Here is a 24,405-nt window from a genome sequence, read left to right as displayed (position 1 = left end):
GAACATCATAACAGGGATGCCCGGGATTGATTTCGTGTATACTAGGGTATGAAGTATATAAAGGTAAATTTTACTTGAAATGATTACAGTGCAATAGGACAAGGCATACATATGTGCCAGTGCATAGGAATGCTGCAGGAGGCTGAGATGACGAACATGATAACACAGGAAATCTTACTTGATTTCATGCGGGAGACCGCTTATAAACCACTAACTTATGAAGAACTGGTGAGCCATTTCGCCACCCAGGATAGTGCCGATTTCAAAGCCTTTGAGGCTCTATTGATTGAACTGGAAAAGGATGGCCGGATCATATTGACCCGGGGTAGCCGCTATGGTGTGCCTGAGCGGATGGATTTGCTGCGCGGACGGTTGCAGGTTCATGCGAAGGGCTTTGCTTTTCTGATTCCCGATAACCGGGAGCACCCGGACGTGTATATCCACGCGAACGATCTGAAGGGTGCAATGAACGGCGATATCGTCTTGATCCGTATTACCTCGAAGAGCCCGTCCGGCGGGCGCATGGAAGGCGAAGTGGAACGGATTCTGATCAGAGGCGTGTCGCAGACGGTGGGTGTCTTCCAGAGCCTGGAGACCTATGGCTTCGTGCTGCCTGACGATAAGCGGATTAACCGGGATATTTTCATCCCCAGGGAGTCTTTCAAGGGTGCGGTTGACGGGGAAAAGGTGGTTGTCCGCATTGTGAACTATCCGGAGGGCCGTGCTGCGGCTGAGGGCGAGATCATTGAAATCCTTGGTCATAAGGATGACCCCGGCGTAGATATTCTGTCGGTAATCCGTAAGCATCAGCTTCCGGAGGCTTTTCCGGCTGAGGTGATGACGGAAGCGGAGCAGGCGCCGGATTCGATCACAGATGAAGAAATTATCGAGCAGGGGCGGCGTGATCTGCGCGGGCTCAATATCGTAACGATTGACGGCGCGGATGCTAAGGATCTGGATGATGCGGTCAACGTAGAGCGTCTGGAGAATGGTCATTATAAGCTGGGCGTTCATATTGCTGACGTAGGCTATTATGTGCGTGAAGGCTCTGAGCTGGACAAGGAAGCCTATGACCGCGGTTGCAGTGTGTACCTGGTGGACCGTGTTATTCCGATGCTTCCGCACCGGCTGTCGAACGGTATCTGCAGCTTGAATCCGCAGGTTGACCGTCTGACGATGTCCTGTGAAATGGAATTCGACGAGCAGATGAAGATCGTGAAGCACGATGTCTTCACCAGTGTTATCCGCACGAAGGAGAGAATGACCTACTCTGACGTACGGAAAATTGTCGAGGATGAAGATCCTGGGCTGCTGGAGCGGTATGCTCCGCTAATCAGTGATTTCCGGCTGATGAAGGAGCTGGCGATGAAGCTGCGCGATGCCCGGATGCGGCGCGGGGCGGTGGATTTCGATTTTGAAGAGAGCAAGATTATTGTAGATGAGGCCGGTAAGGCTATCGATATTGTAAAACGTGAGCGCTCTGTGGCAGAGCAGATTATTGAAGAGTTCATGCTGGTTGCTAATGAGACGGTGGCAGAACATTTCCACTGGCTGAAGGTTCCGTTCCTGTACCGGATTCATGAAGACCCGGACCCGGAGAAGCTGCAGAACTTCATGGCTTTTGCGGCTAACTTCGGTTACCACGTGAAGGGCAGGGGGAATTCGGTTCACCCGCGCGCGCTCCAGGATCTGCTGGAGCAGATTCAGGGAACGAAGGAGCAGACGGTAATCAGTACGATGATGCTGCGCTCCATGAAGCAGGCGAAGTATGATGCCGAGAGCACCGGGCACTTCGGACTGGCAGCGGAATTCTATTCCCACTTCACCTCACCGATCCGCCGTTATCCCGATCTGGTCATTCACCGCGTTATGCGTGAGGTCCTTGAGAATGGCGGAGCTCTAAGCGAGAAGCGTCACGAATACCTGGCCTCCCGGATGCCGGATATTGCCCAGCAGTCCTCGGAGCGTGAGCGTGTGGCTGTTGAAGCCGAGCGGGATACCGAGCAGCTGAAGAAAGCGGAGTTCATGCAGGACAAGGTTGGCGAGGAATTCGAAGCCATGATCAGCAGCGTGACCAGCTTCGGGATGTTCATTGAGCTGGACAATACGGTCGAAGGTCTCATTCGCCTCAGTGCGCTGACGGATGATTACTACCACTTCGATGAAGCTCATATGGCGCTGATCGGCGAGCGTACCTCCAAGGTCTTCCGCATCGGCGATGAAGTGAAGATCCGCGTAGCCAAGGTCAATATGGATGACCACACCATCGACTTCGAGCTGGTCGATATGAAGCCGCGCGCGGCGGGAGATCACCGGAGCTACGGTGGACGGGGCAGCAAAGGCGGCCGTCCGGGCGCCGGAGGCTTCAGCAAGCCGTTCGCCGGTAATGCTGGAGGCGGCAAGGGCCGTGGCGGTAAAGGTAAGCCTGGCAGCGCTGCTGCCGGGGGCAAGAACGGCGCCGGCAAGAAGAAGGGCGGCGCAGGTTCGGGCGGCAGCTTCGGCGCGGCCGGAAAGAACGGTGCCCCTGCCGCAGCAGGTGGGGGCGGAAGCCTCGGCGCCGCTGCGGCAGGCGCCGGGAACGGGCCGCGCGCAGACGGAGCGGCGGCGTGGGACATCGCCGGCGCAGCAGGCAGCGGCCGCAAGCGCGGCCGCGGGCCGGAAGCGGCAGCGCGGCGTGGTCTTGCCGCCGCTGGCGCAGCGGGCGGCGCGAAGGCGGACCGCCGGGGCGAAGCCGGCGGGTCTGGCGCTCCGCGCGAGGGCGGCAGAGGCCGCAGCGCGGAGGCCGGTGGCGGTGCCGGCGGACGCGGCATCGCTTTCGGTTTTGGCTCGGGCAAGGGCGGCTACGGCGCGCCGAGCGGTGGCGGGTCTGAGCAGGCGGGCGGTGAGCTGCGCGGCGTAGACGCGAGCACACGGTTCCGCAGCCGCGAGGATCTGGGGCAAGGCGAGCGCGGCGCAGCGCCGGAGGGCAAGGGCAGCCGCAAGAAGAAGAAAGGCGGCGTGTTCATTGGACCTTCCGTGACGCCGGGCACTGATAAGGCCGCGGATGCGCAGAAAGCTAAGCGTAAGAAAAGAAAAAAGAACGTGGACTAGAAAAAAATGGACTGTCCCAAAAGTATACTAGCGGAGACAGGCCTCTATCTTGAAAAGCTTAAAATTCAAAAAAGCAGCGATTCTCCCGTTATTGGAGAATCGCTGCTCTGCGTTTTTGGTCATTTGCAGCTTGTTTTAAGCATCCACAAAGTACTGCTCCAGTAAAACGTATTTTTCGTCATCCAGAAACTGGAGCACAGCGATTGTAACAACGTTTCGTTCGCGGAGCGTCCTCACCGAGCGCAAACGTCCATCCAACTCCAAAGCAAGGGGTGTCCCAGCCATTTCCTGGCTTATGGGACACCCCTTGTTTTGCAATTTTTTAAAATCGTCCAAAATTAATTGTAAAGGGAGCTTTACATTTGAAAAAAATGGTATTATGATAAAAATGTAAACTAATACAAGAGGATGGTAAATATGGGGGTAGATGATCAGAATTTAAAACATCATATTATTGAGTTGCGCGCAGAGAGGGGTTGGACGCAGCAGCAGTTGGCAGATGCCCTTCGGGTTAGCCGTCAGACGGTCATCTCGATTGAAAGGAACAAATATATGCCATCCCTCAAGCTGGCTTTCCGCATTGCTGATGTCTTTCAGAAAAGCATCTACGAAGTGTTTGATTATGTGGGGGGAGATTAATGTGGACGTTTTTTCTCGTGTGAATTCTATTTTTGCAGTACTGGGTTTTTTGTCGTTTATAGGGATACTACTGCTCTGTTTTTCTAATATCCGGGATGAACGGGGAATCTATATTCTCAACAAGTTTTTCAGGAGTATGTTTGTCATCTTGAGCACCAGTTTTTCACTAATTATCCTGATTAGCTCATGGATCGACCCGGGCTACGAGCTGTATCGAAATATGGTGACAATCTTATTTTCATTATCTTTTATAATAGGTCTTTTTATCTGGGTAGGCTTGTGGAGACGGAACTGAACAGTGTTGGCCAGCAGGTACTAGGGAGGAATGAATTTGGACTTTCTAATTATTGATCAAGTCTCTAAAAGAATTGGCAATAAAGATATTATAAAAAATGTAAGTTTGTCGGTTCCTAAAGGAAAAATATTTGGACTACTTGGGCCTAACGGGGCTGGAAAGACCACCTTAATTAAGATCATCGTTGGGATGATGAAAATGAGCTCGGGAGATGTTCGCATTGGAGGCAGTTCCATTCGGTCTGAGTTCAAAAGTGCGATTAAAAAGACAGGGGCTGTAATAGAAAATCCTTCGTTTTATGAGGAAATGACGGGTTATCAAAATTTAAAGTACATCTCTGCCTTTCGTAAAAGTGCGGATAAAGCGGATATTGAACGCCAATTGAAGGCATTTGGTTTAAGCGAGAGTGCAAATCAAAGAGTCAAAAAGTATTCATTGGGGATGAAGCAACGCCTTGGTTTGGCAGTTTCACTGTTGCATAATCCCGATCTGGTCATTTTAGATGAGCCAACCAACGGTTTGGACCCACAAGGTATTATTGATCTGAGGCGAATGCTCAGGGAGCTGGCAGACAAGCAAGGGAAGACGATTTTTTTATCCAGCCATTTATTGTCCGAGGTAGAAATGTTGTGTGACTACTATGGAATTATGAACCACGGAGAATTACTAGAAATTAAGATGAATGAGAGAACGAACAATAATTTTCGTTATACTCTTTCTTTCGACGAGCTGCAAATGGATCAGGCTATGATGCTGCTGACAAGAGAAGGTTACACCGTAGAGAAGAGCAAGGGAGCCTCTGAGCTATCGTTCTTTTTGCCAGAAGAACAAATCATGAGGGTAATCCATATGTTGAAACATCATGATATAGAGGTGCTCAAGATGAAACAGGAAAAAAGAACGTTGGAGGAAGATTTTATAGAATTGTTGAATGCGGATATGGGGGCGAGCTGATGCGATTACTTCAGAATGAAATGTATCGGTTTTACAGCAACCGTAATACTTGGTTGATTACCTTTTTGTTGTTCGTTATTACCGTGGCTTATGCGGTCCTTGTGGGCTTCAGTAGCTCTAAGAGTATTGTTGGAGATGGTAACTGGAGAGCTGGAGTCGAGAGTCAAATACAGGCTGATCAGAAGCAGATGGCTATTCTGTCACCAACTATGCCCATGTACCGTTTTCTGTCCGAGCAGATCGCTGTGAACCAGTACCGGCTGGATCAGAATATTCCTCCCACCACCCGGTATGATGCATTTACACTCATTGATCAGTTAAGACCGGTTACCACTATCATTACTTTGGTCGCTATTGTATTTGGTGCTAATGCAATTTCTGCTGAACATTCAAAGGGAACTATCAAATTTGTTATAACTTCGCCCGTCCATAGAAGCAGCTATCTTCTGCTAAAATATGTGTCCACGGTGATTAGTATTATTTTGTTGTTCATAACATTTCTGATATTTGCAGCATTGCTGGGATATTTGTGGCTGGGAACGGGGGGGAGCAATTCCTATCTGGCCTATCAAGGCGGGGAAATTGTACAGATGTCAATGGTATCCTATCTCTGTCTAAAATATTTAGCTACACTCATTACGATAATAATGATCACCACCTTAGCTTTTACCATATCCGTATTGTTTAAAAATGCAATACTTTCGGTAAGTGTCTCCTTGCTGCTCTACTTCACTGGAACAACGTTAACACAATTTTTTGCAACAAAATTCGATTGGACAAAATACTTAATTTTTACCAACTACGACTTTTCCACTTATCTGGATGGCACACCAGTGATTGAAGGAATGACTCTTTCTTTTTCGCTGATCGTAGTGCTGGCTTATTTTATAGCATTTATGTGTATATCCTTTCTGTCCTTTACCCAAAGAGATATTACATCATAACTGCGATAGTTGCCGTGAATAGACAAAAAGTACGAAGAAGCTGGTATGGGATTCACGGCTTCTTCGCACTTTGCTCTAAAGATTACTGCAGTCTGATACCAACCGGTGGGGATAAATGAAGAATCTGCGGCAACTTGCCGGGAAAGGCTTCTTGCAGCAGCCCAAAACCTACTCCGCTCCAGCCAAGCATTAGACCTACAGCCTCCACACCACGGGACACTCCCCCATTCAGTCTATGTTTATTATAGTATTCAAGCAGTCTGGCAGAAAGATCAGATGTCGCTGCTTTAACCGCAGGGTTCTCTTTGGAGAAGTTATTTAGAATCTCAAGTTGTCCAAAGTCTCCGTGGCAGAAAGAACGGTTATTATCTATACCCAACCTGAGCGTAGTGTCAATTCCCGCTTCAATTTCGGATTGGAGGATCGCGTCGTGATACCCGCATTCACGCAGAATGTAACGGGACAGCAGTATACCGGGAGCGCCATGACACCAGGCAACAGAAAGCTGATCCCGGCCAATTGATTTCCAGTTCTTCTCATTTGGGACATACATGCTACGCTCAAACTGCAAGCCATCCCCAATTGTACGTTGAACTGAACGGTCTTCCATGAGTCTGTTGAACTTGGCTAGCGCAGCCAAAATGCCGGAAGACCCATGGGCAAATCCGGTATAGAACTTCTGGTGATAGGGATCACGCCAGGCCAGGCCAGTGGACATCACAGTTGCGTTGCGCTGCAAATGCCGAACACATTGTTCAGCAAGCTCAAGAATTTCCTGTTCCTGTTGCTGTTCGTATAGGGAGAGTAGTACCAGTAAGGCACCGGCAGTTCCCCCGGTAACATCATATTGGTTATCTTCTGCTATCGCTTTCTTGATAAGCGGGAGAAATTCCAATGCTGTCTGGAACCATTCCGGGCGCTGTTGGTTCACTGATGCATGTTGAAGGAAATAGAGATAGCTTGTAATTCCGGTGAATCCGCCTACTTCAAAATAGGATGTCCAATCAATATTTTGATTTCGCAACTCGTGTAGTGCATCAGTAACGGTATTCACGCATCGTGCTGTAAAGTCTTCAAATCTGTTATCTTCAGGAATCAGGTTTCCGAGATAGCTAAGATAAAAGCCAATGCCGGCTACACCATTGTAAAAATCCAAGTTAACAGGTGATATTGTCCAGGATATTTCATCAATGCCTTTGATCATTGTACTGATCCAGCTGACATCCTTACCGCCTTCGATAGTGATAGATTGCTCCAGGACATACTGCCCTACTCTTTTGGAACAACTAAGGATGCTTTCAGGGTCTGCTTCTTGGACTGTGTATGACCCGGTCTCTTTGCTGAGAACCAGCGAATCAATGTGATGCTTTGCGTTAAAAGAGGCAAGGATAGACATGCGTATAACATGCAACTGTTCGCCTAGATCAGTGTTCGATAAAGAATGGATTTTATCATGGACTCTTGCCAGAGCCGGTTTTTCAAAATAATTATTGATCCTTATTTGATTGGTCAGTTCTAAGTAGGTGTGGGAGGGAGCGGATAGAAAGTATGGAATATCTCCATCCAAAAGGTCAGACAATTCGTTCTTCACGACATCGCGGTTCGTGATGTGATCATCGTTAGCTTTCTCCAATCTGCTCATAAAGACTTCCCGGTCAATGGCATCTCTAAGGAAATCTGGATGGTAACTTCGATTCAGCAGTTGGGCGTAGACAGCGGTTGGCCGAATGATTGTTCTAACAGGGCAGCCCTCGAACATAGTCAGAAGCGAAAGGTAAGATGCTTTGTTGCTATCAATTAGCTGATATACCTGCTTGAAGCCATCCATAATGGAATCCAGATAATCAACAATTTCAACAGGATTACCCTGTATTTTCGGGACATTCTGCGCCCCTTGTATATCAAAGGAATCTTTGGCTAAGTGCATGTCATCACGAAAAGATTGCTTAATCTGATAGGCTTTGAATGGAGCTTCCTGAGCTTCCTTTCCGCTAAGTCCGCTTAAGTCTAACACTCTGTTGCTGTCTTTTTTCTCATAATAGGAGTTGAAGGGGAGAAGCCCGGTGGAATTCACTGATCGTGTCAGTATGTGGCGTGCTTTGGCAAGGGCTGTATCCAGCGAGACCTCAATATACTTAGTCTGGTGAAACAGGGACTCCAAGTCTATCAGAATCGGATGATCCTTACAGGCAATAATATTCTCATGGTGAAAATCAACGGCATCAATACTGTATAATACGGCCAGCAGTTGACCCAAACGTATGTAATAGTCATTTAGTTGTTCAAGTGAGTCACATTCCTGGTACTTGACGAACTCTGACCATCCATAGGTTTCACGGTTCAGTATAGTGTAAGTGGCCAATTGTCTTGGCGGCTGCCGGGAATTAATCCAGCTAAGGATGTTTTGGAACTTAATATCCACTTCATGGCTTCTAGGCTTGTATACAATTTTTTTGTTGTTATCAAATCGAAGGATAGCCACCATTTTTCCTTTGTCATGAGAGTCACCGAGTCCAAGATCAAGATCAATAATTTCCCCCAGAATGTTGAAAAGATCTTTGATTTGTTCAATGTCCTGCTTAAGGCGCTGCAAGAGTTGGGCAACATTTTCGATCCAATAAGCTGTTTTTGTACATAAGAGCCGTAGTAAGACGGGATATTCTTCAAATAATGAACGGATATAGGAAACATCATTCAGGAAAAGGTTATTGAAGTTTGCATATCTTTCTTCGGGGGTATCGCCGGCTAATTGTTCTTGAACCCGTAATACATTCAATTCAAGAATAAGGGTTTGATAGGCTATACCGAGCAGGGTTTCTTTTAAATGGTACAAGGTTTTTTCTTTGATTGAGGCAGGTAAGTATACCTTTTGTGAAGCGAATTCTTTATCGGCTACATAAGCGAAGCGTGTTAGTAAGGCATCGAAGATAAGAGTGTCGGAAGGCGAAACATCCATTAATTCTGATTGAAAAGTAGAAAAGAAGCTTTTCTCAATCGCCATCCAATGCTCAAATGGATGCAAATCACCGGAATTCCCCTCAATCAACACAGCAAGTGAAGAATGGGCGAGTGCTTCTACGCTATCACCTGTAAAAATAGAAACAGATTTGTTAAGCCACGCATCATCGTCGTTAAACAATGACCGCCAATAGGCGGTCTTCTCTTTGACTGCTAGACAGCTGTCTGTATCTGCTATTGGTTCTCTTTCACTATAAGTAAAATATTTATTATTCATAGTTGGCACACACCTAGTAAGGTATTTGAAATGAAGACGAGTAAGGCATTTCTTCAAGAATGACAAGAAGCGGACGGCATTCTAAAAAACCGTCCGCAGCTTATTCTTGATTAGTTTAATTACAGCTAGGCATACATTCTTTGGTGGCTGTACAAACCCAGCCGTTGTTGCCAAGCGTCATACTGACAAGGATGCTAGTACTTGTAGTCAGGGTATTAGTGTTCCATCCTCCGGCAATATTCTGAAGATCCTCTTCCTTCAACTCTGCTAATACATCACCGGAGGGGTGAAGAACAGCACTAACATTTTTTCTGGCCATTGGATTTTTCCATGCAGACACCATTTCATTGTTGAAATTCATAACGACATCTCCCTTTTACATTTTTTTTAAAAAATTGGTAGACTTGGAATTCCAAATATAGTATATTTTACTTCATAAAGGATAGTCAACCCCTAATCTTACATATTATTCTAGAAATAAAATTTGAAAGGATGATATATTTCATGAATAATTCACAAGTTCGCAATGATTTTTTGAAATCTAGTGATTTGGTAGGAGTAATCAATGAAGAGGAATTGAAAATGCTGACCGGGGGAACGGGCGATGTGAATCCGGAGACAACTCCGCTTACCCCCTCTTCCTGGACATGCATTACGGCGGGAGTTACGGTTTCGGCAAGCCTTTGCCCAACTACTAAATGTACTAGCCGCTGCTAATTGGAATTAAAATAATTTCTTTAACTATCCTTTTAGTGTAAGACTTAGGGGCGTACGATGCTTATGGATTTTGCACCGCGGCTGCCGTGAAGCTTGTCTTTGTGGCAGTCTTCTATTTAATTCGAGGGTAAGGGATGATAATGATGACAGAGTTCACACCCGCGTTTAAACAAAGCGCCTATTTGCATGAATTAGTGCCGTTTTCAACGAATATGGCTCATACCGAGGGAGAGGGTATTGCGTACGATATTTCTGAAAAGGCTTTGAATAATAAACTATATTCACTCCAACTGACTAAACAAAACTATGAGCTTGCTATCCGGAACTATCCGGAACTATCAGATCAGCATTCTCCGGAATGGGTGCTGACTCTTCAGGAGATTCTAGCTTACAATCCTAAATCAGTATCCGATATCAAATATGAGCTGCCTCATAAGTCCTTTATTACATATTTCACTCCATTTGTACTGTTCATCCAACATTCTTTGGAGGTATTTTTTAAAGCTTTGGCACAGAATCATCCTCAATTGGAGGATATGGTGGATGTCCATCAATACATCGAAAGCGTAATTGCCATTATTCATAGCGACATAGATAAGCTGTCAACCAAGATGCTTATTGCGGAACTGAATATAGCAAGGTTAGGGGGAATACTGGAAGGGAATACCGGAGAGGAACGATATGTTTATTATGTTGAGCAATGTCTGGGTGATTCCAAATATTATGCCGAAATTTTTGAAATATATCCGGTATTGGGGCGAATTATTTGTGAACGTCTTCTCCAGTTGATAGAGATTCACAAAACGCTTGCAAGTCGTTATTTACAAGATTATGTATCTATTAAAGCTGAGTTTGGAATGCATCATCCACGATTGCTCAGTCTCCAGGGCGATTTGGGTGATTCTCACAAGAAAGGACATAGTGTAGAAATCGTTGAGACCTCTGCCGGCAAATTGGTGTATAAGCCACGTTCGCTTGCGGTTGACGTTCATTTTGCTGAAGTTGTAGCCTGGCTGAATGACAATGGTGTGAAATATCCTTTACGTACAGCTAAGGTGCTTGACCGTGAACACTATGGGTGGCAGGAGTTTATTCCATATAGCGATTGTACGGAAGAAGAACAGATAAAGCGTTTTTTTTACAGACAAGGTATAAATGTGGCTCTGCTGTATGCTTTTCGCTCTGTTGATTTCCATAATGAGAATTTAATTGCATCGGGTGAATATCCGGTCCTTATTGATTTGGAGACTTTGTTCGACAATACAATTGATTTATACCAGGATCATAAAGAACTTCATGTGACCGCGCTGGAGCTGAAGAATTCAGTGTTGTCCTCTATGATGTTGCCTGTTAAATTCAAGCATGATCAGGTACTTGACTACGATCTAAGCGGAATTGCTGGAAAGGGTGGGCAGCTGTCCAAGAGGAATAAGGGATATTCTATAGACAATTTTGGCACAGATGTGATGTTGTTTGCCGAAGCCGAAATCTTAACACAGAGTAAGCTTAATGTTCCGGGCATCAATGGACAAGAAATTGAAATTTTCAACTATAAAGAAGACCTGCTCGAAGGATTTCGTGAAACGTATGGTTTGATTGCAACTCATAAGAAGGAATTCGAGTCTTTGTTAGACCTCTTTGAGAACGATGAGGTGCGGCATGTCTTCAGGCCTACTCATGTGTATGGTAAATTCCTGGAATCCAGTATTCACCCTAAGTATTTGCAAAGGGGAATCGACCGGGAGAGTCTATTTGACTACATGTGGTCTATTACCGAATGGTCCGACCGTGCGCATATCTTCGTACGTTCTGAAATAGATGATTTAATCAACCATGATGTTCCTTACTTTACTTTCCGTGTTGGCAGTAAGCACTTGTATAATGGAGCAGGGGAAGCGTTTGATGACTTTTACAAAGAGACCAGCCTTTCCCTGACCAAGGACCGCATTCGTTCCTTCAGCCAAGCAGATCGTCTAAAGCAAGAGAGATACATCTCTCTTTCAATAGCCACACTCATTGATAATGTATGGAAAGGTAAACCTGATCTTTCCACACAGTCTCCCTCTTCCGTATCAGTAAGAGAAGAGGTTGTTGCTATAGCTGACCGGATATTGTCAACTGCTCTGTATGATACCAAAGGGAGAGGTCCGTTCTGGATTAGTACCAGTGTCGGGGATGAAGATGATATCTATTTATCACCTCTTCCACCGGGGGTATACGACGGATTAGGAGGTCTGGCAATCTGTTATGCCCAGTTGGGAAGCACCTTGAAATCGGAGAAGTATGAGGAAGCCGGAAGATCCATCTTGAATGAGATCATAAATGAGGAAAAATTCTGGATGGCCAATATGGACTCTACCTCTGCTTTTTTTGGTATTGGTGCTTTCATATATGTGTATTCCTACTTGGGTTGTTTGTGGGATGACACGACATTGTTTAAAAGAGCGGTAGATTTGTTGCCCTACATCGAGAAGCTTCTTCCGTCGGAAAAGGATATTGATATCATTAGAGGTCACGCGGGTCTGCTGAAAGTGTTAACTAATCTTTATCGTGTTTATCCAAGTGAAAAAGTTCGGTTGGCGTTGCAGAGCTTAACAGATCAGTTTTTGGTTGAGCTTGACAATTCCGTCCTTCAGGATAGCTGCCTAAGGTCTGCTGGATTTGCACATGGCCTTAGCGGGCTTGCCTTTTCTCTAGCGCATGTCCAGAGTGTGCTTCCGATACCTGAAATTGAGCGTGTAATCATTGAATTACTGCGCATCGAGAATCAGTTCTATGTGGAAGATAGCCGGAAATGGCTGGACCTGCGGCATAGCAAACACGAGTTATCCTCCGATTACTGGTGTCATGGCTCATACGGCATTCTGTTGGCCCGGGCTCATATCGGGGCTTTGTTGCCTAACGTGCCACCAGAGGTTTTAATGATTGAACGTTTATTAAAAGATCTTTCAGAAGAAAAAGAGGAAGCGATCGGACACTCGATGTGTCATGGTGATTTAGGTAACCGCAATGTAATGATGGATGTTCACTGTCTGGTTCCCGGATTGCAACCGTTCAATCGGGTGGAACAGATACGGGTTAACCGGATTCCTGAACAACATTGGATGACCGGAATGCACCCTGATATCGAATCGCTTGGTTTATTTACCGGACTTAGTGGAATTGCCTTAGGCTTGCTCCGGTTTATTGATCCCGTTATTCCATCCATTCTTTCGTTGGACATTCCGCACCATCGGGTAGCTGTATGTTCATAAAGAGGACACCATTTGTTGAGCAAATGCTGCAGACGGAATGCGGAGCATGTTGTATTTCTATGGTCGCAGGAAAGTACAATGTGCATAAGACATTAAGAGAATTGAGGGATATGGCAGGTATAGGCCGTGATGGAATTACAATGTATACGATGCGGAATATGGCCGTTAGACTAGGATTTGAGGCAAAAGTATTCCGGGTGGAAATGAGCCAACTCGTTAAACTGCAATTGCCGGTAATTGTTCATTGGGAAGAGAACCATTATGTAGTTGTTGATAAGATAAGTAAAAACACTGTAAGGATCATAGACCCGGCTATAGGCCGGCGTACTATATCCCACGAGCAATTTCAAAAAAGCTTCAATTCCATTGTATTAGAAATGCTACCAACAGAAGCAGTCGTCCCGCAAAAAAAAGGTTCAGTATGGGGAAAGTTCATCAAATACTTGTTGGAGATCCCTAAAAAAGTGGCGCTTGTCATCGTAATGGCTGTGATCTATCAGCTAGGAACTCTGGGTATGCCCATTTTAGTTCAGTATCTCATTGATAACATTATTACGGCCAATAATTTTCAATTGTTGTCTGTTTTTATGCTGGGTGTCATCTTACTGACGATAGTGCAGGGGGGAGTTCAGCTTTTTCGGGGGAAATTTATTATAGTCCTAAATAATGTGCTTGATAGAAGAATGATGCAGCATTTCTTTTCTCATATTTTGCGGCTTCCCTATCAGTTCTTTCAATTAAGATCGTTCGGTGATTTACTATTTCGGGCCAGCAGTCTCCGGGTGATCAGAGAGATGTTATCTTCTCGGATTGTGCTTGGAATGCTGGATTTCAGCGCGATTACTTTTATTACAATTTACATGTTGAATAAGTCTCCTCTTCTTACTGTTCTGGTAGTCGGATTATCGTTGTTAAATGTATTGGTATTGATTCTTACCAAACGCCGCCTAAAAGAGGTCAACCAGGACGAAATTCTGAAGACCTCTCAACTTCAGAGTTATCAGACTGAATTTCTATATGGCATCTTTGGAATCAAAACAGCAGGCATTGAGAAGGAAACATATAACCGCTGGGCCTCTTTCCTTGATCAGCTAATTAATGCTTATAAGAATAAAGAAGGATTTGTGAATATAATCTCCTCCATATCCGGCACGCTGCAAATGATGTCCCCTCTGGTTGTGCTATGGATCGGGGCCATGCAATTATTCGATAACCAGCTTTCGTTAGGTGAGCTGATAGCATTCTATTCGCTCTCTAACAATTTCTTTAGTATGAGCGGTTCTATTGTGCAGACAGTTAATGCATTGTTACTGACCGGAGCTTATCTAGAACGTGTGCAGGACGTATTGGAGGAGCCGCTTGAACATACAGATGACGACAAGGAAGTTATTGTAGAATTCAAAGGAAATATCCGCTTGGAGAAAGTATCATTTCGATACAGTCAGCACAGTGAGCTGGTGGTAAATGACATCAATCTTGATATCACCTCTGGACAAAAAATAGCGATTGTCGGAAAATCCGGTGCTGGAAAAAGTACTTTGGCTAAACTAATTCTTGGTTTATATATGCCTTCGGACGGCACGATTTCCTTTGACGGGAAAGATATCCGTGAATTGAACTTAAGCGCACTTCGTAAGCAGATTGGAGTAGTGCCTCAGGATGCTTCCCTGTTCAATAGGAGCATTAAAGACAATATCTCATTGTACAATGAAGAAGTCACAATGGAAGAGATCGAAAATGTCACAAGGATGGCTGAAATCTATGAGGATATTGTCCGGATGCCTATGGGATTTAACACAATGGTATCTGAGCTCGGAATGAATATATCTGGAGGACAGCGGCAGCGGATTGCTCTGGCGAGGGCGCTGCTTAACAAGCCTTCTGTCATATTACTGGACGAAGCTACTAGCTCGTTGGATCATCAGAATGAAAAACGGATAGATCATTTTCTAAGAAAGCTAAAGTGTACACGGATTGTCATCGCCCACAAGCTTACGACCATAATGGATTCAGACCTGATTATAGTGATGGAGGACGGGAGAACCGTGGCTCGTGGAACGCATTATGAACTGCTGGAGACAAGTCAATTCTATGGAGAGTTTTATGCCAAATTTCAAGAGAATACGTATTCACTGACGGACGAAAGGGGAATAACCATTTGAGAATGATCAATAAAAAAACGGCTATTATTATGCTCTTGCTGTTCATACTCCTTGTGCTGCAGCCTATAGCATCGACCCATGCTGTTAATGAGAATGCGGACAGGTCAGAGGTAATATTTGTACTCTTGGAGAAGCCGAAGCAGTTGAAAAAGATTGAATCGTTACTTGCCAACAGTGAAATTGAAGTGAAGAAAATTCAGGAGATCGGCTTTTTGCGGTTGGAGGGTGATGTTGAACAATTGGAGAAGTGTGTGAGAAAAGCAGAGAATATTATAGATTTATCCTGGTATAAAGAATTTCCAGAATCTTCAGATGCGAATATGTTTCAGAACAGAAGTAATTGGGATTTAGACGGCATAGAAGAGCTTAATGCTTATCTGTGGTATGCTGAAATACAGACAAATAACTATGCCACTTATAATATACAACAGGGGAATCCCGAGGTTAGTATTGCTCTTCTGGATAGCGGTGTGGACTTGTCCAATGAGCAATTTGGGGAAATGGTCAATTCGGTAAATGGTTGGAACTATGTGGATGGGGACGGCAATATCCAGGACCAAAGCGGACATGGCACTCAGGTTGCAGGAATATTAAATCTATTGGCTCCTAAGATTAGTATTGTCCCCTATAAAATTATGAATACAGACGGAGGAAACAGCTTTGATCTGCTGAGTGCTATAGTACGGGCCACTAATGATGGAAACCAAGTTATTAATATCAGTGCCGGCAGTTACATTCAAATGGATCATGCAGGACAAATTCTATTAGATGCTTATCAGCGTGCCGCAGATTATGCAAACAAAAATCAAGTTATGATTGTGGCTTCTTCTGGAAATCGTTTTCTCAACAGTTCAGATAGTGAATATAATGAAATCCATGTTCCCAGTATGCTTGAACATGTTATTAGTGTGGGTGCGGTAACGAAGAGCAATCGTTTGGCTCCCTATTCCAATTTCGGATCTTACATCGATTTTGTGGCATACGGCGGTTATTTAGGTGACAACTTTGATACAACGGGAGAGGTCGATGTAACAGATCTGATGCTGACCAGTTTTCCCGGACTGCTGCCGAATTCACCGCTCGACAGTATATTAAATATACCACAAGGCTTTTCTCTTTCCTACGGAACAAGTTTGGCTGCTCCTCAGGTATCGGCTGCTGCCGGGCTGCTCATTTCAAATTATTATGATAAGTATCATCAGTATCCCCCAAAAAATAAAATTATTAAATTAATGGAACAAAAAGCTGTTGATCTCGGTGATCCGGGCCGGGACAATCAATTCGGTTATGGAGAAGTGCTTGTGCAGCAAATGATCCAATAGGGAAGCTGAACTTACAGGGAGGTTAAATAATGTCCAAATATGAATATAATTATGTATCAATTCTGGTGGGAACGATAAGCGGAAAATTAAAGGAGGATTACAGGCAGGTAATTGATCGGTACGCTGCCGATGGTTGGAAGCTGCACAGCCTTGTCCCCATGCCTTTGCTGGCAGGTGGACAGGCTTCTGTGCTGGATCTTATTTTTGAACGTATAATAGAATAATTTTTTCGATTATCAAGCAGGCTGTTAGTAAGCTGCGGAGTCATCATGAAGCTCCTTCCATGGCCCGCAGCTTGCTTGCGCGAACAATACCTGCTTTGTTACAATATAAGTTGATTCCTAATTTGCTGGTTGAACCGACAGGAGTCAGATCCAAAGATCTTTTGATTCGATTTAAGGAGTGACGCTCATGGGTAAAAAGGCAGACGGGAAAGTGCTTGCCCAAAACAAGAAAGCTTCCCATGATTATTTTATTGAGGACACGTATGAAGCCGGTTTGGTTCTTACAGGAACTGAGATCAAATCTCTGCGTAATGGCCGCGCCAACATAGGGGATGCGTTCGCTACGATCCGCAATGGTGAGATTCATATCCACAACATGCATATCAGTCCTTTTGAACAGGGAAACCGCGCCAATCCTACCGATCCTACGCGCACACGTAAGCTGCTTATGCATAAGGAGCAGATACACAAGCTGCTGGGCTCGTCCAAACGGGATGGCTTCACCATTGTGCCGCTTAAGATTTATGTGCGTAATGGCTATGCCAAGCTGCTGATTGGTCTGGGTAAAGGTAAGAAGGAATACGACAAACGGGATTCCGCCGCAAAGCGAGACGCTCAGCGTGATATCCAGCGTGTGCTGCGCGACAAACAAAAGGTTGCCAGGTAGACGGACTGCTGCACCCGCACCAAGTGGTTCCAGATTCAACCTTCAATTCCTTTAACCCGCGTGTTAAAGTGTTGATAAATGTGTTATACTGGGTAAGTAGATTTTTTGCTTCTGAACAGCCATCTTAAGTCAGATCGCTGTGTACCGGATCAGCATTTGTGCTTGTGATTGATCCGTTAATCCGAAGCGCCCTTTATAATGAGGGGCCGTTCTTGGATTCGACGGGGATAGTTCGAGCATGAGTAGCGAGTAGTGGGGACGCGTCCGCTTCATCAACGCTAAAGCCTATTAAACGGCAAACAACAAAACAACTACGCTTTCGCAGCCTAAGAAACTGTGTGCGTGCTTCTACTCTGCATCGTCCATGTGACAGGGCTAGGGGCTAACAAATAGTGGAATACGCTGTCTCATCTCCGCCTGGGGTGAGCTGAAGAAGATAATCAGGCTGACCCGAAGGGGACCCGGTTACGGGGGGCTTCTAGGGTGACATCAAAACTGTAACTACACTCGTAGAAGCTTATGTGCCGTTATCTTCGGACAGGGGTTCGACTCCCCTCGGCTCCATATGGAGTATCAGTGAAAGACACCTTAATTGGTGTCTTTTTTCATTTCTGTGGTTGTTTATAATTATAGTTTTCAGTCAGCCCAATTGTGGGGTTACACAGGTATCCACTATTACTTTTACTTAAAAAGATGTGGCATTACATACTCCAAAGATCGGGTGGAGGTCTAACTCTGGTTTAGACGATACCAACCGATATGCTATAATAATAGTAATTATTTAACCGGAGGTGTCCAAGATGCGATGGGATGAAGTTCAGGAGCGGTTTCCGAATGAATGGGTCGTTCTTGAGGCGACTCAGGCCTATTCTAAGAAGGGCCAGCGTTTTATTGAAGAGATGTCCGTGATCGATTCCTACGAGGACTCTACCAAAGCATTGAAACGGTATAGTGAATTACACCAGGAAGACCCTCACAGAGAGTATTGTTTTATTCACACCTCCCGTCCTGAGGTTGTAGCACGAGAACGATATGTCGGGATTAGAGGGCCTCGGCTTCATATGGAGTATCAATAAAAGTCACCTTTAGGGGTGTCTTTTTGTTTTATTCTATCAAACGTGGAAAAGATGGGAATTTCTCGTTCTCCAGCATTCCTTTAATTTGATCCTCCAGTATGTGCCAAGGCTCTTTGAGTTTTGAATGCATGTGTACTTCCTTCTCTGCGGTGAGAATGATATTTCGCTTGGCGAATATATGACCCGAACGACTTCATCCATAGGTTCTCCCCCACTAACAAGTTATTAACCCAACTATACCAAATATCCCTTTACGGGGGATTGCGGGAATTTCAAAAGTGGAATATTATTTACTTATGATTAACGTATTGGCTTACTAATTAATGCTTATATTAATTTAAAGGAGTGGATGTATTATGTATCCCCATCATCAAGCTGCCATTGATACCATCACCAACAAGCTTAAAGCCAGACCCGACGTACAAGGGATCATCATCGGAGGTTCCGTGGCGCATGGCTTTGCTGGCGAAACCTCTGATATCGACATTATGATCGTCCTTTCTGAAGAGGATTACAAGAAAGCTTGTTCCATCCATAATCTTGGGTATTTCGAAACGGAATCCTGTTCTTATGAAGGCGGTTACGTGGACGGAAAAGTTGTATCCGCTTCCTACATCAAGCAAGTGGCCGAATCCGGCAGCGATCCTGCTAAGTTCGCATTCCAGGATGCGTTCGTTACCTATTCCAATATCGAGGGGTTGGAACAGTTGGTCCAAGACGCTCCCCGATATCCGGTGGAGAAAAAGGCAGAGAACATGCAGAAGTTCTATGCACAATTCGAAACCTGGAAATGGTATTATTACGAAGGACTGAAACGCAACAATCGTCTATTAATCGACTACTGTTTGACCCACTATGCCTTTTTCGCAGGTAGGCTGATTTTGGTACACAACGAAACGCTGTTTCCTTCTTATAAGTGGTTCTTAAAGGTTCTGGAAGGGGCCCAAAAGAAGCCGGAGAATTTGTTGGCGGACATCCATCGGGTACTGGAAGAACGAACGCCTGAAGCCGTCGAGAATCTGTACGAGAGTATTGTGGAATTTAATAACTGGTATCAGGCAGAGCATCATTGGACGGTTCAGTTCATGATGGATAGCCAGCTGAACTGGATGGACGGACCGGTTCCGGTTCTCGATTTATAAACTGTTCCGCTAACACATAACCAGCCGTTTCCCATGGATGGCTAAGAGGAAAATGATGACCATAGGGAACAACATCAACCTCACCAAGCTGTACTGGAGCAGAATAGCGCCGATCTTGATCTCCCCAAATAATATGAAGATTAGGCCTCGGTACATTGGTGAAATCACACTGATAATTTTTCGATAGAAAACGGTTGAGCTTAAGAGTGGTATTTACAATTCTAGGCGAAGTAAAGCTGCTGCGTACTTTGGCAATATAATGTTTCGGAAGGCTTTCCGTATTTTCAAACAGACCACTACCAATTAAATAACGTTCCAATGAATTAGCAGTTGCTAACTTCAATGCCCATTTGTCCAACAATTGAGGAGTATTGAACGATTTAGAATTTTTTTTCGTAACAGGCGGCTGAAGTAAAGTAATCGTATTCTTCGTATCTAGGTACTCTCGCGCTAACGCTTCCAGCAGAATAACCGCTCCGAAGGAATGGCCAATCCAATGTGCGCCATGAGTGGCTTTTCCTGATAACTCCTTCACTAGATTCAAATAGAGATCCATAAGATTTGTCTCCCGCTTAAAAGGGGAACGTCCTAAACCCGGAAGATCTGGAATCCATACGGGTCGCCCCGTTTTTTCATGAAGCTCTAGTCCTAAATGAAATAAATCGGCTCCATCACTGAGCAAACCGTGGAATAAAATAAATGGCTTACCCTCACCTGGTATTTGATAAATCACAGTGTTTCCGATTAAGGTTCGTTCATATGCATGATTATGCTGGTCATTTGGGTACATCAGGCGGTAATCCAAATCTGCTACTACGGCCGGGAAAAAATTCATAACACTCGTCTTAGTAAACCAATCTTCTCCCATGATTTTTTTCGATGAATCATTTGAAAAGGTTCTATTTGTAATAAAGTTCAGTCCATCCGATGGAATTTGTGTGATTTTACTGATCCCGCTGTTCATAAGTGCCTTCATGAAGCGAAGCGGCACAGAGATTGTAGGTGCAGCCATATTCATACTTTCTGACATAACGCCTAATAATTCAGATATATCCGGGTCCAGCGGTTGGTCTGGAACAAGGGTATAGGTTTGAATAGACGATGGCTCCCGCTTAACAACCTGAACGATAAACTTCGCAAGCGCATCGTTTGAAATAAGCGGTAATTTATATCCTTTGCCTCCAGGGATAACTGGCATCAGCCCTCTGCGCATACTCTCCACAAGCAAGCCTAAGCCGGCTAATTGCTCCGTACTCCCTGTTGTACTGCTGCCGACTACAGTTGGCGGGTTAATCACAGACAGCGGATAGCCTACTGCGGATGCCTGCTGGCGAATATACAGATCTGCTAAAAATTTTGTTCTTTCATACGGATTTTTTATTTTCAAATAGTCATGCCCTTCTTGAAGCACATCAATCGCAACCTTGCTATTAGTATCATCAAAGGGGCTCATATATCCAACTACATGAATAAATTGCTGCAACCCTTTCAATTGGTGGATACGTTTAGCGAATTCATTGATATGCTTGGCACCGTTTAAAAATACAGAGGTTGCTTCTTGCGTTGTCGCTTGAATATCCATTTGTCCGCCTGCGTGAATAATAACATCCGTGCGTAGTACTATCTCCTTATCTTCGTCACTTAGACCTAAATCTGTTTTCGTCAAATCACCTTCAATAAAGTGCATGGCTGCCTCGATTAAAATACCTTTTTCCTGAAAGACATGTGTTGCTTTACTTTTCGACCGCACTAAAAGAAAAATCATAACATCCTCTTTAAGAAGCTCCTCCACAAGTTGCCTCCCGATAAAACCTGTTCCACCTGTTAAAAATATGGTTCTCATATTATCCGCGCTCCTTTTTAGTACTGAATGGTACTAATTTTGTGTAAAAAAAATGCTTCTTATCGAAGCAAGTTGAAAAAGTGGCTGGCGGTTCTCGTGATCACCGTTGCATCCTTCAATGTCTCTGACAGAAACAGCGCTCCTTCCAGATTCGTTATAAAAAGTGCTGCTACCTCGTCAATATGAATTGTTTCTCTAAACTCGCCTTTTTCTGCTCCTTGCTTAAGTAATAGAGAGATTTTCATTTGTAAGCCTGTAAAAAAGAGCCCTATTTTTTCCTTTATGTGCGTAGCTTGAGCCGGGGTTTGAATATAAAGGGTAATAAACGGACAGCTCCCCTTATAGTCTCTTGACTGAACTCCCTGCGATAAATGCTTTAAAAACATCTGTACACGCTCTTCCACTGATAATTGGTTCTGAGAAAGGATTTCATCCATTGCACGCTCATACGTTTCAATCCAATAATCCACGACCCCTGCTAACAACTCTTCCTTATCAGCGAAGTGATAATACATATTAGATTTGGACACTTTGCTTACACGTACTAATTCATCCATGCTTGTATAAGCAAATCCCTTTTCTAAAAATAAGGCTGCCGCGACTTCAATCACACGTTTTTGATTCATTATTTTTACCTTTGTCATGACTAGAACTATACAGTACTAAATTGAGCGTTGCAAGTATTTTTATTTTTGCATAACCCCTAACAATCCTCTATAATTGTAGGCTACTATGCACCCAGTCAGGAGGATATGATGAATTTTATACAAGAGCACCTAGCAGGATATGGAATGAGCGAGCAGATGGTTGTGTATCTCTCGAACATCATTATGGTTTTATGTATTGCTTTACTCTCTATAGTGGCTAATCTTGTTGCCAAAAAAATCGTACTGAAGATCATCATCCATATCATTCATAACAACCGGTATACGTGGGATAATTTCTTTTTGGAGAAAAAAGTATTTCACAAGCTGTCGCATCTCGCTCCGGCCTTTATCATCTATTATGCTGCGCCTATTTTTCCGCTGTATCAGTCTTTCATTGTAAAGTTCGCCTTAGCTTATATGATTATTGTAACGATCACGGTGTTTAATGCCTTGCTTGATGCTATCGATGCTATTTATCGTACGTATGAAGTGTCCAAGATGAGACCGATCAGAGGCTACATTCAGGTGGCGAAGATTATACTGTATATTATTGGTGCGATTGTGGTGATTTCTAACCTCATGGGTCAGAATCCGCTGATTCTGCTTAGTGGACTGGGCGCGTTATCCGCTGTTCTGATGCTAGTCTTCAAAGATTCGATATTGGGCTTGGTAGCAGGTATTCAATTATCTTCTAACGATATGGTTCGTGTAGGCGACTGGATTGAAATGCCTAAATATAATGCCGACGGCAATGTAATTGATATTACGCTGAATACGGTAAAGGTGATGAATTTCGATAAAACCATTACCATGATTCCGAGCTATGCCCTGATCTCAGACTCTTTTAAAAATTGGCGGGGGATGGAAGCCTCCGGGGGCAGAAGGATTAAACGAAGTGTCTGTATTGATACAAGCAGCATATGTTTCTGTACCAAAGAAATGATTGAGGAGTTCCAAAAGGTTCACTATCTTAGCGATTATGTCCTGACCAGATTAGATGAAATTAACGCCTATAATATGGAACATCATATCAATAGGGAGAGCAAAGTGAATGGGCGACAACTAACGAATATCGGGGTGTTCCGGGAATATGTCCAAGAATATCTGCGCAATCATCCCAAAATTCATAAGGATATGACGCTCATTGTCAGGCAGTTAGCACCAGGAGACAGCGGACTGCCTTTAGAAATTTATGCGTTCAGCAATGAGACGACCTGGGGGGTGTATGAGTCCGTCCAGTCGGATATCTTTGATCACATTTTTGCGGTTATCCCTCTGTTTGGACTTCGCGTTTTTCAGAACCCAACGGGTCAGGATATTGTTAATTTAAAAGAGAGAAGGGAATATTCGGCGGGGTATTGAGGATATGACTATAACCGTAGAAGCTTATGTGCTGCTGGCCTTTCTTAACAGGATCTTTACTGAAGCTGGCGAGCCACCGCTGACTGAGATTATTCTGATTAATCCTTATACGGATAAAGATGATCCACTCGATTAAACAATCCATTTTTGATGTTTATGCCAAGACCTCTGAAGGTAAGCTGATTGATATAGAGATGCAGTTATTTAATAAGTATGACATAGAGAAAAGAACACTCTTTTATTGGAGCAAAAGGTATGCCAGTCAACTCAGTGAGGGTGAGAAGTATTTAGAGTTGAAGAAATGTGTAACGATCAACATCCTGAATTATTCATTCTTGAAAAATGAGCAATATCATAACGTATTTCACCTGCGGGAAGACAGGACAGGGATATCCTTAATTGATGACATTGAGGTGCATTTCTTGGAATTACCGAAGCTAGATGAACGTAATGTTCCATCTGAAGGCGGACTAATCAATTGGCTGTTGTTTCTGAAAGGTGCCGATACATCACATTGGGAGGTGCTTAAGATGAATGAACCCGGATTAGAAAAGGCCATGGACACTTTGCAATATTTGAGTCAGGATTCTGAAGCCAGACGGTTGTATGAGGCTAGACAGAAATATTTGCATGATGAGGTATCTATGGTTGAGGGTGCAAAAGCCGCAGGGATTATGGAAGGTAAGCTGCTAGTCGCTCGTAATTTGCTGGCAACAGGAATGGATTATGCCAATGTTGCTAAGTTGACAGGCCTTAGTGAAAAGGAAATTAAGTCAATAGAGCTTTGAAAATGTTGTTTTTGGGGCGCGCTATAAAAAGGACATGGACAAGT

General features: G+C 44.3%; 17 protein-coding genes, 1 other RNA gene and 1 pseudogene. 15 read left to right on the top strand and 4 right to left on the bottom strand.

Features of this window, described 5'->3' with window-relative positions; all coding sequences use genetic code 11:
* Positions 1-156: 156 nt before the first annotated feature.
* The 4 genes from rnr (at position 157) to MKX42_RS00080 (ending at position 5,922) form a co-directional block, all read left to right on the top strand.
* A complete protein-coding gene (gene rnr / locus MKX42_RS00095; RefSeq protein WP_340757584.1) occupies positions 157-3,090 on the top strand; it encodes a ribonuclease R in 2,934 nt (977 codons plus the stop codon).
* Between the two features lie 417 nt (positions 3,091-3,507).
* Positions 3,508-3,729, top strand: a complete 222-nt coding sequence (locus tag MKX42_RS00090; RefSeq protein WP_340750312.1) for a helix-turn-helix transcriptional regulator — start codon at positions 3,508-3,510, stop codon at positions 3,727-3,729.
* Between the two features lie 331 nt (positions 3,730-4,060).
* Entirely contained in the window at positions 4,061-4,978 is a 918-nt protein-coding gene (locus MKX42_RS00085) for an ABC transporter ATP-binding protein (protein WP_340750310.1), read from the top strand.
* Complete coding sequence (locus MKX42_RS00080; RefSeq protein ID WP_340750308.1) at positions 4,978-5,922, top strand: ABC transporter permease; 945 nt, start codon at positions 4,978-4,980, stop codon at positions 5,920-5,922. Before MKX42_RS00085 ends, MKX42_RS00080 begins: the two co-directional genes overlap by 1 nt.
* Before the next feature lie 82 nt (positions 5,923-6,004).
* Here MKX42_RS00080 and MKX42_RS00075 read toward each other — a convergent pair whose 3' ends face one another.
* Together MKX42_RS00075 and MKX42_RS00070 are read right to left on the bottom strand one after the other, a co-directional pair.
* Positions 6,005-9,157: a type 2 lanthipeptide synthetase LanM family protein gene (locus tag MKX42_RS00075; RefSeq protein WP_340750306.1), complete on the bottom strand. Its 3,153-nt coding sequence runs from the start codon at positions 9,155-9,157 to the stop codon at positions 6,005-6,007.
* 115 nt (positions 9,158-9,272) lie between these two features.
* Positions 9,273-9,518, bottom strand: coding sequence for a plantaricin C family lantibiotic (locus MKX42_RS00070; RefSeq protein ID WP_340750304.1), 246 nt, complete (start codon positions 9,516-9,518; stop codon positions 9,273-9,275).
* A 134-nt stretch (positions 9,519-9,652) separates the two neighbouring features.
* Between MKX42_RS00070 and MKX42_RS00065 the strand changes: the two genes are divergently transcribed.
* The 9 genes from MKX42_RS00065 (at position 9,653) to MKX42_RS00025 (ending at position 19,721) form a co-directional block, all read left to right on the top strand.
* Positions 9,653-9,874, top strand: a complete 222-nt coding sequence (locus MKX42_RS00065) for a class II lanthipeptide, LchA2/BrtA2 family (protein WP_445669352.1) — start codon at positions 9,653-9,655, stop codon at positions 9,872-9,874.
* Positions 9,875-10,014: 140 nt separating this feature from the next.
* A complete protein-coding gene (locus MKX42_RS00060) occupies positions 10,015-13,128 on the top strand; it encodes a type 2 lanthipeptide synthetase LanM family protein (RefSeq protein WP_340750300.1) in 3,114 nt (1,037 codons plus the stop codon).
* Positions 13,119-15,290 carry a peptidase domain-containing ABC transporter gene (locus MKX42_RS00055; protein WP_340750298.1) on the top strand — a complete coding sequence of 724 codons (2,172 nt, stop codon included), beginning with the start codon at positions 13,119-13,121 and terminating at the stop codon, positions 15,288-15,290. The genes MKX42_RS00060 and MKX42_RS00055 overlap by 10 nt, the downstream gene beginning before the upstream one ends.
* Before the next feature lie 2 nt (positions 15,291-15,292).
* Positions 15,293-16,612 carry a S8 family peptidase gene (locus tag MKX42_RS00050; RefSeq protein ID WP_340757583.1) on the top strand — a complete coding sequence of 440 codons (1,320 nt, stop codon included), beginning with the start codon at positions 15,293-15,295 and terminating at the stop codon, positions 16,610-16,612.
* Between the two features lie 29 nt (positions 16,613-16,641).
* Positions 16,642-16,836 (top strand): DUF4177 domain-containing protein, encoded by a 195-nt coding sequence (locus MKX42_RS00045; protein ID WP_340750296.1) that lies wholly within the window; start codon positions 16,642-16,644, stop codon positions 16,834-16,836.
* A gap of 187 nt (positions 16,837-17,023) precedes the next feature.
* A complete protein-coding gene (gene smpB, locus MKX42_RS00040; RefSeq protein ID WP_036690100.1) occupies positions 17,024-17,503 on the top strand; it encodes an SsrA-binding protein SmpB in 480 nt (159 codons plus the stop codon).
* Positions 17,504-17,705: 202 nt separating this feature from the next.
* Positions 17,706-18,070: a transfer-messenger RNA gene (gene ssrA, locus MKX42_RS00035) on the top strand.
* Positions 18,071-18,303: 233 nt separating this feature from the next.
* Complete coding sequence (locus MKX42_RS00030) at positions 18,304-18,579, top strand: hypothetical protein (RefSeq protein WP_340750294.1); 276 nt, start codon at positions 18,304-18,306, stop codon at positions 18,577-18,579.
* 356 nt (positions 18,580-18,935) lie between these two features.
* Complete coding sequence (locus MKX42_RS00025) at positions 18,936-19,721, top strand: nucleotidyltransferase domain-containing protein (protein ID WP_340750292.1); 786 nt, start codon at positions 18,936-18,938, stop codon at positions 19,719-19,721.
* Here the strand turns inward: MKX42_RS00025 and MKX42_RS00020 are convergent.
* Positions 19,663-21,564 (bottom strand): alpha/beta fold hydrolase, encoded by a 1,902-nt coding sequence (locus tag MKX42_RS00020; protein ID WP_340750290.1) that lies wholly within the window; start codon positions 21,562-21,564, stop codon positions 19,663-19,665. The two genes, MKX42_RS00025 and MKX42_RS00020, sit on opposite strands and share 59 nt — an antisense overlap.
* Positions 21,565-21,623: 59 nt before the next feature.
* Positions 21,624-22,190: a TetR/AcrR family transcriptional regulator gene (locus MKX42_RS00015; RefSeq protein WP_340750288.1), complete on the bottom strand. Its 567-nt coding sequence runs from the start codon at positions 22,188-22,190 to the stop codon at positions 21,624-21,626.
* 129 nt (positions 22,191-22,319) lie between these two features.
* Here MKX42_RS00015 and MKX42_RS00010 point away from each other — a divergent pair, with 129 nt between their 5' ends.
* Together MKX42_RS00010 and MKX42_RS00005 are read left to right on the top strand one after the other, a co-directional pair.
* The gene (locus tag MKX42_RS00010) at positions 22,320-23,573 is read left to right on the top strand and encodes a mechanosensitive ion channel family protein (protein ID WP_340750286.1); all 1,254 of its coding nucleotides are present in this window, start codon (positions 22,320-22,322) and stop codon (positions 23,571-23,573) included.
* A gap of 28 nt (positions 23,574-23,601) precedes the next feature.
* Positions 23,602-24,361: pseudogene (locus MKX42_RS00005) on the top strand (Rpn family recombination-promoting nuclease/putative transposase); the annotation flags it as partial.
* Positions 24,362-24,405: the final 44 nt, after the last annotated feature.

The organism is Paenibacillus sp. FSL R7-0204 (genome assembly GCF_038002225.1).
Lineage (GTDB): Bacteria > Bacillota > Bacilli > Paenibacillales > Paenibacillaceae > Paenibacillus_AQ.
The sequence above is the reverse complement of the archived record's forward strand: the minus strand, read 5'-3'. Positions and strand labels throughout refer to the sequence as shown.

Excerpts from the sequence above, each read along its gene's own strand:
- rnr (WP_340757584.1), top strand. The coding sequence starts at position 157 with ATGATAACACAGGAAATCTTACTTGATTTCATGCGGGAGACCGCTTAT.
- MKX42_RS00090 (WP_340750312.1), top strand. The coding sequence starts at position 3,508 with ATGGGGGTAGATGATCAGAATTTAAAACATCATATTATTGAGTTGCGC.
- MKX42_RS00080 (WP_340750308.1), top strand. The coding sequence starts at position 4,978 with ATGCGATTACTTCAGAATGAAATGTATCGGTTTTACAGCAACCGTAAT.
- MKX42_RS00075 (WP_340750306.1), bottom strand. The coding sequence starts at position 9,157 with ATGAATAATAAATATTTTACTTATAGTGAAAGAGAACCAATAGCAGAT.
- MKX42_RS00070 (WP_340750304.1), bottom strand. The coding sequence starts at position 9,518 with ATGAATTTCAACAATGAAATGGTGTCTGCATGGAAAAATCCAATGGCC.
- MKX42_RS00060 (WP_340750300.1), top strand. The coding sequence starts at position 10,015 with ATGATGACAGAGTTCACACCCGCGTTTAAACAAAGCGCCTATTTGCAT.
- MKX42_RS00055 (WP_340750298.1), top strand. The coding sequence starts at position 13,119 with ATGTTCATAAAGAGGACACCATTTGTTGAGCAAATGCTGCAGACGGAA.
- MKX42_RS00050 (WP_340757583.1), top strand. The coding sequence starts at position 15,293 with ATGATCAATAAAAAAACGGCTATTATTATGCTCTTGCTGTTCATACTC.
- MKX42_RS00045 (WP_340750296.1), top strand. The coding sequence starts at position 16,642 with ATGTCCAAATATGAATATAATTATGTATCAATTCTGGTGGGAACGATA.
- smpB (WP_036690100.1), top strand. The coding sequence starts at position 17,024 with ATGGGTAAAAAGGCAGACGGGAAAGTGCTTGCCCAAAACAAGAAAGCT.
- MKX42_RS00030 (WP_340750294.1), top strand. The coding sequence starts at position 18,304 with ATGCGATGGGATGAAGTTCAGGAGCGGTTTCCGAATGAATGGGTCGTT.
- MKX42_RS00025 (WP_340750292.1), top strand. The coding sequence starts at position 18,936 with ATGTATCCCCATCATCAAGCTGCCATTGATACCATCACCAACAAGCTT.
- MKX42_RS00020 (WP_340750290.1), bottom strand. The coding sequence starts at position 21,564 with ATGAGAACCATATTTTTAACAGGTGGAACAGGTTTTATCGGGAGGCAA.
- MKX42_RS00015 (WP_340750288.1), bottom strand. The coding sequence starts at position 22,190 with ATGAATCAAAAACGTGTGATTGAAGTCGCGGCAGCCTTATTTTTAGAA.
- MKX42_RS00010 (WP_340750286.1), top strand. The coding sequence starts at position 22,320 with ATGAATTTTATACAAGAGCACCTAGCAGGATATGGAATGAGCGAGCAG.